This window comes from Pseudomonas sp. SDT291_1_S447 (genome assembly GCF_054070155.1).
Genome location: NZ_JBSVXS010000183.1, coordinates 1 through 7,730 on the forward strand (window position 1 = coordinate 1; position 7,730 = coordinate 7,730).

General features: G+C 52.9%; 11 protein-coding genes. 9 read left to right on the forward strand and 2 right to left on the reverse strand.

Annotation, left to right across the window (positions count from 1 at the left end):
* A partial coding sequence (locus ACW9IR_RS27850; RefSeq protein WP_457465829.1) for a DUF6124 family protein occupies positions 1–149 on the forward strand: 149 nt, incomplete at its 5' end.
* Positions 150–306: 157 nt separating this feature from the next.
* On the opposite strand, the gene ACW9IR_RS27855 is transcribed toward ACW9IR_RS27850, so the two are convergent.
* A complete protein-coding gene (locus tag ACW9IR_RS27855) occupies positions 307–696 on the reverse strand; it encodes a hypothetical protein (RefSeq protein ID WP_457465817.1) in 390 nt (129 codons plus the stop codon).
* Positions 697–980: 284 nt separating this feature from the next.
* Between ACW9IR_RS27855 and ACW9IR_RS27860 the strand changes: the two genes are divergently transcribed.
* From ACW9IR_RS27860 to ACW9IR_RS27875, 4 genes are all read left to right on the forward strand, one after another.
* Positions 981–2,129 carry a hypothetical protein gene (locus tag ACW9IR_RS27860; RefSeq protein WP_457465819.1) on the forward strand — a complete coding sequence of 383 codons (1,149 nt, stop codon included), beginning with the start codon at positions 981–983 and terminating at the stop codon, positions 2,127–2,129.
* Positions 2,126–2,512, forward strand: a complete 387-nt coding sequence (locus ACW9IR_RS27865; protein ID WP_457465821.1) for a hypothetical protein — start codon at positions 2,126–2,128, stop codon at positions 2,510–2,512. Before ACW9IR_RS27860 ends, ACW9IR_RS27865 begins: the two co-directional genes overlap by 4 nt.
* 121 nt (positions 2,513–2,633) lie before the next feature.
* Positions 2,634–3,017, forward strand: a complete 384-nt coding sequence (locus ACW9IR_RS27870) for a hypothetical protein (protein ID WP_457465822.1) — start codon at positions 2,634–2,636, stop codon at positions 3,015–3,017.
* A 141-nt stretch (positions 3,018–3,158) separates the two neighbouring features.
* Positions 3,159–3,575: a hypothetical protein gene (locus ACW9IR_RS27875; protein ID WP_095189737.1), complete on the forward strand. Its 417-nt coding sequence runs from the start codon at positions 3,159–3,161 to the stop codon at positions 3,573–3,575.
* 118 nt (positions 3,576–3,693) lie between these two features.
* Here ACW9IR_RS27875 and ACW9IR_RS27880 read toward each other — a convergent pair whose 3' ends face one another.
* Positions 3,694–4,083, reverse strand: a complete 390-nt coding sequence (locus tag ACW9IR_RS27880) for a GNAT family N-acetyltransferase (protein ID WP_457465824.1) — start codon at positions 4,081–4,083, stop codon at positions 3,694–3,696.
* Between the two features lie 637 nt (positions 4,084–4,720).
* On the opposite strand from ACW9IR_RS27880, the gene ACW9IR_RS27885 reads away from it, so the two are divergent.
* The 4 genes from ACW9IR_RS27885 (at position 4,721) to ACW9IR_RS27900 (ending at position 7,535) form a co-directional block, all read left to right on the forward strand.
* Positions 4,721–5,080 (forward strand): DUF6124 family protein, encoded by a 360-nt coding sequence (locus ACW9IR_RS27885; protein WP_099758868.1) that lies wholly within the window; start codon positions 4,721–4,723, stop codon positions 5,078–5,080.
* A gap of 306 nt (positions 5,081–5,386) precedes the next feature.
* The gene (locus ACW9IR_RS27890) at positions 5,387–6,712 is read left to right on the forward strand and encodes a hypothetical protein (protein WP_457465827.1); all 1,326 of its coding nucleotides are present in this window, start codon (positions 5,387–5,389) and stop codon (positions 6,710–6,712) included.
* On the forward strand, positions 6,712–7,092 hold the full coding sequence (locus ACW9IR_RS27895; RefSeq protein WP_102902209.1) for a hypothetical protein: 381 nt from the start codon (positions 6,712–6,714) through the stop codon (positions 7,090–7,092). The genes ACW9IR_RS27890 and ACW9IR_RS27895 overlap by 1 nt, the downstream gene beginning before the upstream one ends.
* Before the next feature lie 53 nt (positions 7,093–7,145).
* Positions 7,146–7,535, forward strand: a complete 390-nt coding sequence (locus tag ACW9IR_RS27900) for a hypothetical protein (protein ID WP_457465828.1) — start codon at positions 7,146–7,148, stop codon at positions 7,533–7,535.
* Positions 7,536–7,730 lie beyond the last annotated feature (195 nt).

Sequence of the window (7,730 nt, forward strand, 5' to 3'; positions counted from 1 at the left end):
CACTCGCTTCGGCCAAAACCATCGCCCAGAACGTCTCCAGCCTGTTGCCGGCATCTCAGCGCCAGGCTCTGGCGGGGATTGCGCAGTTGATCATGCTCGGGGAGTTGGCGGTGAATCGGGCGTTGGATAATTTGCAATTGCCGGAGTGATGCGGGTGTCGGGATCATCCAGTGATTGATTGGGTATTCATTCTGGCGCCTTCGCGAGCAAGCTCGCTCCCACAGGGTTTTGTGCTGATTGCAGATGTTGTGTACGACGCTGACACCTGTGGGAGCAGTTGATTATTACCGTGCCATTTTCGTGTGGTTATTGAGGCGCTTCAGGACATTCGCGGGTCCATCGCGTTACGGTCATGTCATTGAATTGCTCACCGATGGTATCGACGCGTAGGCAAGTTCCTTTCTTCGCGTAGTACAAGATGCAGCGCGAGCTATCAAACGAGCAGGTATCCAGTTCGAAGAACTTGCGTGTAGCCAGCTCCTTCTCCACGCCACTGTATTCATAGCCGTCGTTGGTATGCATCCGCGTCGGCTTCCAGCCTTGTTTGACTAGCTTGGACTTGGCCGCAGCCAAACGCTCACCGACGGCGATGTTTGCTGGCCCTCGCTGGTCGTTTGGCGCCTGTGAGGCATCGGCAAACGCTGCGCTGATACCCATGCAATAAAGCGCGACGAGTACGAGGGGTGAAGCCTTCATTTGGTTGTTCCTCCAGCCGATTTATAGCTCGACAAAAACTCCGAGTACTCGGCACAAGTTTGCGGGTGGGTCAGGCAAATCCTGCGATTATTCTATGTGTGGCCATCTGCTGCCATACAACCATTTTCCCTCACCAGTTATCCTGCGCACCCCGCGAATGACAGGAATCAGCCGTTTGGGCACTGCTTTTTAGGCTTTGTCCTACAGCCAGCACTTGGGCTTTTCGATAGCGTCGGACTGTCGGAACCTCAAGTCGGGATTCCCGAAGTGAACAAGGATGATTCATGAGTGAATATGGAAACGTACCAAGGCCCGCACTACCTAACCCGCCAAGAAAACAGGTCTACCGTGGCGTAGAACCGACTGATCTGCACGCCAAGCACTGGGCAGAATACCCTGAGGCTCCCGCAGAGAAACCGGCTGTTGCGAAGCCAGCAGCGGAACCCGGTTTCTACATCGTTCAGCAAGTCATGCCGCGCTCTGCGCTGGAAGCAGCATTGTTCGATAAGCCGGATGGTGCAACGCTTGAGAAATTCACGCGCCTCAACCCTCACGTCACCGGGTACGCCAAGCCCGGGCAGCTCATCGTGTTGAGTGATCCGAACAATCCCCAGTGCACACGTGAAGAAGCGTTGCTCATGGAAGCGGCGCAGAAAGTGGACGCGGCACTCAAGCCCATGACTGACGAAGAAGCGAGCTTCATGGTTCGCTATCAGAGCCAGATAGAGTCCATTCTTTCGCAAGGCTCAACATCAATCGGTGTGGGTGAATCGATCTTCGCCAAGAATCTGGGAGACGTGACAACGTCGCTGAAGGAAATCGAAACGCTGCACCAGAAAAGTTTTCAGCGTGACGGTCATTTGCGTAGTTCGGAGTTCTTTGATGAACGCGCACGACTGTTTGCCAAGCTTGATAGGCAGCTCACCGGGTTAACCAGAAAGGGCATCGGTTTCCCTGATCATCCAAGTTTGAAATCAGCCCTCGGCATCTCAAGCAAAAGCTTGGTGCATCACTGGACCCTGGCCGGTGCTCCGGGACAGATTCCCGGTTACGCCACTCACGCAGAAGGTGTCGCCAGAGCAGCCAAAGTTGTGAAGTACGGCGGCTGGATTGGTACAGCGGTCGGGGGAGGGGCGTCTTACATGAAGGTTCAAGAAGTCTGTGCGGCAGGTAATAAGGATGCCTGCGAAAAGATCAAATATACCGAGGGTGGTAACTTCGTCGGAGGAGTGGCCGGCGGTGCTGCTACCGGTGCGTTTTTGACTGGTTCCACAGCGGGGATTATCTGTGTTGGCTTGGGTGTACCCACAGGCGGCATGGCAACCTTGGCATGTGGTGTCATCGTCGTAGCGGCGGGCTCATACGCTGGTGGAGCTCTTGGTGGAGCTACAGGCGAATGGGCCGGTGAGAAGATCTATGAGGCAAGCAAATGAGTTTGAACGTCGTTGATAAGGTACTTCTGTCCATTGCCATCGTTGATCTGGCAGGGCTAATTCTTTGGATAGGCGTCTGTTTGCACTTGGCCTATACGAAGATGGATTTTATGTTGGAGCACCTGAAGAATTGCTCAGCGATCATGACTCGGGCTCCGCTTCGGCATGGAGGGCCTTGGGGGAAGCTTTTGCTCGTAGGTGGTATTTCGGGAATTGTGACCTTTCCTCAGTTCTATTTGAAAAGGGGTGAGCTGAGCTCTGAAGATTTGGCCAGTTTCCCAGCTCCCCTCAAACGGAAGCTAGTAGTGCTGCAATGGAGCGTCATTTCTCTGTTGTTGGTCATGATCAGCTTTGGGATCGCTGTTAAGTCAGGTTTTGTTTAGCGCATTGTGCAATGCGCGGTTCCCACGCTTACGCACAGTGAAGCTTCGATAAGCGCCGCTGCTCACAAAAAGAGGGCGCCACTGGTGAGCCGGCAGGCGAAACGATTGACGAGGTTATTAAGTGAATTTCGCTGAGCTAATAGTCGGAGGGTTGTGTGGTGTAGTGATCATTTTGATGATCATCTGGATCGGGATTGCCCTCTACATTGCACGCATCAAGATGGACCTGATCCTTGAATACCTCAAAAATAGCTCTGCCGGCACTAGGTTGGCTGCCCTGAAACACGGAGGTGCTTGGGGCAGATTGCTTTTAGTAGGGGGTGCCTCTGGTCTCGTTACGTTTACTAGTTTCTACGTCAGGCGCGGCACGCTTAGCACCGAAGACGTAAAGAGCTTTCCTTCCTCACTCAAGCGGAAACTTGTATGGATGCAATGGAGCGCAATAGCGTTGCTTTCGGCGATGGCTGTCCTGGTTGCGGTGGGTAAATCAGGGATACTCAAATAACTTCGTTATCACTGGGCTCAGCCTCGATTGAGCGCTTTGAGGGGCTACAGACGAAGGAGCTTCCATCAACGGAAGGCAAAGAAAAGCAAAGAAAAGAAAAGAAAAGAGGACGGATTTATTTTTGATTTTTGAGAGTAATTAATGCGTATTTTACGTCTGGCAGCGTACACGGTTTTTGGACTGGCCTGTCTTTCATCTGCGACAGCGGCTGAGTTTGACTACAAACGGGTCTACCAAGCAGATGCAGGGAAAATAGGTAAATATATTGTCAGGTATTTGAGGACATTCGATTCCCCGTGCATACGGGTGCAATCGCTCTTGCCCGGGGGTAACGGCAAAATAGTTAAAGAAAAAGAGCTATGCTCCATTGATGGTAAAAGCTTTCTCGACGGGTACACCCAAGTTGAATTGAAAAAAGGAGAGTTTAAAGAAGAGAAACTGACTTTCTTGTTTGAGATAATGCCGCTTGAGCCAGCACCCGAGTTTTCAAAAACATGTACTGTTCCATTTAAGGATGGCGCGCCTCAGGATCTTGTTTGTGAAACGATAACGCCGTGAGTTGAAAGCTCTGGAGGAAAAGGGGACGAATTTATTTTTTAAAAATAGATCCGTCCTTTTGAATGCAGATGCCCATCTAACGGTGCAACCTCTGACGGTGCACCGTATCAAGATCTGCCTAGTCGCCCAAATTAACGGCATTACCGCTAGCCCGGACATAGTAGTTATCGAATTCACCGCTTTCGACGAACACGAAGCCATGGCGAGTGTAAAAGCGATTTGAAGCGCTTTCCTTGAGAGCACCCACCTTGATGGGACGCCCGATCTCATCAGCCTCTCTGAAAATCCGAGTAAGCACTTCAGAGCCGATTCCTGCTCCTTGAGCACTGGGTACCAAGTACAAGTGGTCAAGCAGCAGCTCGTTCTGCTGGTCTTTGATTACGACAAAACCGACCAGATCACCTGATACTTCTATGCGGCGTGTGCTGTTAGCGTCGAACCCAGCAAGAAATCGTTCGCGCGCACGATCTGGGTTAAATCGTCCAAGTCGTTCGAGGCTCTCGCGCATGGCCTCAATCCTGATGGCTACCAGATCTTCCAGGTCGTTATTGGAAGCTGCGCGTAAAACGACAGCGGAGTTATGATCAGCGGAGGCTGGTATGACAAGCACCCTAAACATGGCCGATCAGTGATTATAGAGAACAGAATCCGCATAACCACTGCGGTCTCGGTTCAATGGAGGCGATGGCACCCTATCAGTTTCAGGGGGATGTATTCGCCGGCCGCTTACCTCTGTCGGGGCAAGGAGAGGGATCTGCGGTGGGATCCGAGACGCAATGAGGATTTCGATAAACGCCAACGTTTAAAAAGACATCTCCAGACACTCTCTCAGGCTACATATCCTTGCGCCTTTGCCTACAGCTACGCCAGAATCCGCCGGCTTGTGCGCCTTGGGGGCGAGTTCTATTGTGGTGCGGTCGCTGATGATTCAGCGATCGGGTTTAGCGACTCGACTTTTTGTAATAGGTGCATCAGCGTTCCATGCTTTGTCGCAGACTCGATGTCTGCGACTCCGCTATGGTGGCTGTATGCGGGAGACCCTCGGGTCTGCCGGGTGCCTATAACCGGTTCGCTAACCTGCGTACAGCCGCCACCTTTCTGTTTAGCGACAGTTATTGCGGCTCCACTCTAATAGGAGCTTCACCATGATCAAACCAACACCTAACCCTCCCGAAACCGCCTCGGTTTCCCCCTACGAATCCATCGATTCCAAAAAACTCCACGAAGCCGCCGACCGCGCGCTCGACCATTACCTCTGTCCACCCGGTTCCACGCCGCCCCCACGTAAAAACCGTGGGATGTACGCCGTGACGGCGGACAACAAAACCGAAGAACTGCTGGTCGATGCCAGTGCAACACTCGCTTCGGCCAAAACCATCGCCCAGAACGTCTCCAGCCTGTTGCCGGCATCGCAGCGTCAGGCGCTGGCGGGGATTGCGCAGTTGATCATGCTCGGGGAGTTGGCGGTGAATCGGGCGCTGGATAATTTGCAATTGCCGGAGTGATGCGGGTGCCGGGATCACCTGGTGATTGATCGGGTGTTCATTCTGGCGCCTTCGCGAGCAAGCTCGCTCCCACAGGGTTTTATGCTGATTGCAGATGTTGTGTACGACGCTGAAACCTGTGGGAGCAAACATTGGCTACGGATCTATTTTCTGCCCCACCCATTACCGCCATAAAACATTGATGATTTGAGCGCGGCGTCTGCAAGTCAGAAAGCCGGATTTTCCCTACAACGAACACCGATCCGTCCTGCATTCAAACCTGAGTCCGTTCGCCAAAGTCCTGCGTTTTCAGAACGGGACACGAACGTGACCAGACTCATCCCGCTAAGCGAGTTCCATGGCCAGCGAGAGCAGATCCTCGATGCCTACGAAGCCATGGAACAGTTCCGACAGGCATTGAATCGCCCGGACGACTTGCCCGGATTCGACGACTTGTTAAACGCCATGGGCCTGCATCGTTCCAACTACATGCACGGCGCGAATGAGCGAAAACTTATCGATGCTGTGCGTAACGGTGATTGGGCTCTGGTCAAGCCACGCATGGCTACAGACAACGGCGGCGCCTCCTGGAATGCCTTCAACCCCAAACCCGAGCCACCTCCTGCACAACACTTGGTGGAGGAACACGCCTACACCTTGCCGCAACCGGCTGAATCGGGTTTTCACATCGTTCAGAAACCCATGACGCTCGAGGCGCTTGAACGGGAGTTGTACGAAATCAGTCCCGGCGACTCACTGCGTCGCGAATTCCGTTCACTCAATCGACATCTCGGTGAGCGGGTCAAGCCTGGGCAGATGGTCCTGTTCAGCGACTCTCGCAACTACATGTGCCGGCGCGAAGAAGCACAAATGATGGCCGCTGCGGAGAAGGTGAACGAGGCGTTGAAAGACCTTTCGGATGAAGAAGCGTCGTTCATGGTTGAGCATCATGAGGTCATTGAGCCGTTTCTGGAGGTGTCGGCCGGCACATTGGGCGTTGCGTCATTCATGATCGGGCAGCATCTGGAAGGATTGAAAAACACCCTCAAAGAGTTGGAGCAACTGCATCAGCAGCAATACACCCAACATCGCCATCTGCATTCGCCGGAGTTCTATGCCAAATGCAAACGTCTGATGGCGAAACTGGATGCGAGCCTTGGGCCGCTGGTACGCAAAGGTTCCGGTCTGCCAGATCATCCAAAACTCAAACGTGCACTGGGATTGTCCACCCGCCGAACTGTTCACCGGTGGGGCAAAGCAGGCGCACCGGCACAACTGCCCGGATATGCAACCAACATTGCGGGCGTTGCCAGAGCAGCAAAGTTCATGAAGGGAGGTGGTTATCTCGGCATAGGTCTGCAACTGGGCGCATCCAGCTCAAAAATCTACGAGGTCTGCGCGTCCGACCGCGAGGCGGAATGCAGGCAAGTGAGGTTTGTAGAGGGAGGAAAAATGGTCGGCGGTACCGCTGGAGCTCTTGCTGGTGGATATATCGGAGGGAAAGTAGGTTTGGCGGTATGCGCGAAACTGAAAGGAATGGGAAAACTCGTGTGTGTACTTGTGGTCGGTGCGGCAGGTTCCGTGGAGACAGGAACAAAGATGACAGAGCTAGGAGAGTTAGTGGGACAAGAAATTCATGAGTATTCCGAGTAATGGAAATCACCAGCACAGTATTTGCCTGGGCATGTGGGGCGCAGATAATGATGGGCGTGATCAACTGCGCAATGATTTTCTACGCCGTTTACACAAAACTCGATGCTCTGGAAAAACACTTTGATGAGTGGCTGTACCTATCCATGGACTGTGGTTCATCAGGGGGAAGTTTTTACTCGAGAACTCAGCGGATGGCCGCTATCAGCCGGCTGATTACATCCAAGAGCGTCCAGCGGCAGGAGCCCTTGCTGATCGACGCCGTGCAACGCCTTCCCAGAGGACTCAGGTTCTGGGCGACGAGTCCATTTCATGTCGGCTATTTCGTGTGCGGTGCATCGTGGGTGCTTTGGCTTTATGGGAAATACAGAGGTTTTTTGTAAAGGGGCAGAGAGAAGGTCAGTCCGCGGTGAAATCGTTTACGAAGCAACCTCAAATGACTGAAATCAAACTTCTGTTCGCCGCCACTGGCATTGCGTTACTGGTGCTGATCATCTCCAACGTTCTGGTGATGATCTATGTCGGGTATTTCAAGCTTTCCGAAATTGAATTGCATCTTGAAAATTGCTATCTGCTCCACAACTGCCCGCAGAAGGGACGTTCCGGTTTTTGGGCGCGCAGGTACAGGCTCACTCTGATCACTGCTTTGCTGCGTAAACGTCCTTCGCGCCTGTTGCTGGATAATCCGAGCGCCCTCGAAGATGTCCGGAGCCTTCCGCTGAATTTGCGGCGGTGGGTCGAAATACCATATCGATTGAATGCATTTTCACTGCTGGGAATTCTGGCTTTGTATGGTTGGGCGGAATATTTAGGACTGTTCGAGTGAGCACCAGGCTAGCAATCTCGGCCATTTTCTTACGTCTGTTGGGATAAGGGGACGGATCTGTTGTGGGTACGTGACGGAATGAGGTCTCGATAAACGCTAACGTTTAAAAAGACATCTCCAGACACTCTCTTAGGCTACCTATCCTTGCGCCTTTGCCTACAGCTACGCCAGAATCCGCCGGCTTGTGCGCCTTGG

Coding starts and splice junctions, on each gene's coding strand:
- ACW9IR_RS27855 (WP_457465817.1), bottom strand. CDS start 696: ATGAAGGCTTCACCCCTCGTACTCGTCGCGCTTTATTGCATGGGTATC.
- ACW9IR_RS27860 (WP_457465819.1), top strand. CDS start 981: ATGAGTGAATATGGAAACGTACCAAGGCCCGCACTACCTAACCCGCCA.
- ACW9IR_RS27865 (WP_457465821.1), top strand. CDS start 2,126: ATGAGTTTGAACGTCGTTGATAAGGTACTTCTGTCCATTGCCATCGTT.
- ACW9IR_RS27875 (WP_095189737.1), top strand. CDS start 3,159: ATGCGTATTTTACGTCTGGCAGCGTACACGGTTTTTGGACTGGCCTGT.
- ACW9IR_RS27880 (WP_457465824.1), bottom strand. CDS start 4,083: ATGCGCGAGAGCCTCGAACGACTTGGACGATTTAACCCAGATCGTGCG.
- ACW9IR_RS27885 (WP_099758868.1), top strand. CDS start 4,721: ATGATCAAACCAACACCTAACCCTCCCGAAACCGCCTCGGTTTCCCCC.
- ACW9IR_RS27895 (WP_102902209.1), top strand. CDS start 6,712: ATGGAAATCACCAGCACAGTATTTGCCTGGGCATGTGGGGCGCAGATA.
- ACW9IR_RS27900 (WP_457465828.1), top strand. CDS start 7,146: ATGACTGAAATCAAACTTCTGTTCGCCGCCACTGGCATTGCGTTACTG.